This is a genomic window from Leptotrichia sp. oral taxon 215 str. W9775 (assembly GCF_000469505.1).
Lineage (GTDB): Bacteria > Fusobacteriota > Fusobacteriia > Fusobacteriales > Leptotrichiaceae > Leptotrichia_A.
Map to the genome: position 1 here is coordinate 1 of NZ_KI272846.1, position 1,791 is coordinate 1,791.

General features: G+C 35.5%; 1 protein-coding gene. It reads left to right on the forward strand.

Annotation, left to right across the window (positions count from 1 at the left end; translation table 11 throughout):
- Positions 1-682: 682 nt before the first annotated feature.
- Positions 683-1,198 (forward strand): DUF308 domain-containing protein, encoded by a 516-nt coding sequence (locus tag HMPREF1984_RS06000; protein WP_021767032.1) that lies wholly within the window; start codon positions 683-685, stop codon positions 1,196-1,198.
- Positions 1,199-1,791: the final 593 nt, after the last annotated feature.

Here is a 1,791-nt window from a genome sequence, read left to right on the forward strand (position 1 = left end):
CTAACTGGGGGTTATTTTAATGAGTTTATAACATAAAAAAGCTTTGGGAACCAAGGCTTTATATGATATCAATCACCGACCACGAAAATGTTTAGCTTACAGAACTGCTAGTGAAGCTCTAGAGGATGAGTTCGAGTAAATGTTGCACTTATTCTTGCAATTTATCATTTACTTGATGCACGAACTCGATATTTTTTTCGTTAATTTGTTTTTGCCCCACTTTTGCCCCATTTTTAAATCCTGACATTGAAAATACCTAAAAGTATTTCCCTAAAATCAGCTATATTTCAACATTTTTGTTTATTTTCAATATGAAAAGTTCTTACAAATTCATGCAGGGGGCATCTAAACAACAGGAAAAAGCCTTGATTTACAAGGCTTTTTTGTTTGTCTATAACTGATTTGCCCTACATTTAAATCTATCTTTTCTTTTTGAATCAAATTACATCTTAACAAATAGTGTAAAGCCAGTTACTTTTGCTTTGATGCCATACAATATTTTCATGTAGAGAAGACAAATTTTATCTTCTCTTTTTATTTTCAAAATGATAAAAACTGATTTTCTTTTCATGAATCAGACTGAAACTTCCAAATTGTTTATTTATTTTATTGACATTTTCTATAAAAATAAGTATAATAGTTTTATTAACAAACTATACTATACTATATAGGAGGTATTGAAATGAAATTTTCTAATCGTTTATTGCTATTCCTTGCAGGAGTTGTTTTTGTCCTTTTAGGACTTTTCCTATTTACAAACCCAGTAGCTAATCTTGTTGCTTACAGCTGGTGGATTGCATTTGATTTACTGGTTTCTTCTATAGCAGCTATTTTAGGCTATTTCTCTGCACCAAAAGAGCTTCGCTCACCTGTTTATCTTTTCCAAGGATTTGTTAGTCTTCTCTTAGCTCTTTACCTCGTTGCTTATGGCTTTTTGACCCTGCCGGTCGTCATTCCGACCATTGTAGGAATTTGGTTAATTGTAGAAGCCATTATTGCTTTCTTTAAAGGCAATCGTCTAGGATTGATTTTCCCTATTATTGGTAGCAATATCACGTGGGTAGCCTTGCTTGAATTTTTACTAGGTCTAGTGATTCTGTTCAATCCAGTGGCTACAGGTGTCTTTGTCGTTTATGTCATTGCCTTTGCATTTTTAGTTACTGGCTTCACCTACATTATTGAGGTCTTTCGTAAATAGTCTAGTTGCTATTTCTATCGCATTCAAAAAAGCTGGGAAATCATATTCTCAGCTCTTTTTGTTGCCTCCTTAGCTCAGTTGGGGCATCTAAATCAACAGGAAAAAGCCTTGATAACCAAGGCTTTTTTGTAGTCTTAGCACTCACTCTTTATTGGAGGCTGGGACAAAAGTCCTAGCCTCTCAATTGTCTTTGGATTATCGAACAAGACGCAGTGGTTGAGTGGGCTCTACTACGCTGATTTCATCAGCTTTTAAAGCCCTACTCAACTGTGCGGAGGTGGGACGACGAAATCGAATTCTAACGAATTACCGGTTTCTGTCCCACTCTCTATCCATGAGGCTGAACTCTATATTCTGAAACGGTTTGGCCGGTCCACTTTTTAAAGACCACTTCATACCCTTCCATTTCATTGCCATTTTCTGTTATAATAAATTGTACATCATAACTAGAAGGAACCTACTATGACAAACCTTATCAAACACAAACGGGTAGAATTTACAGAGCTGTTTTATGATCTGGTTCTGGTCTTTGCCATTTCAAAAACAACGGCCCTCATTCACCATCTTCATAACGGTATTTTGACTTGGAATTC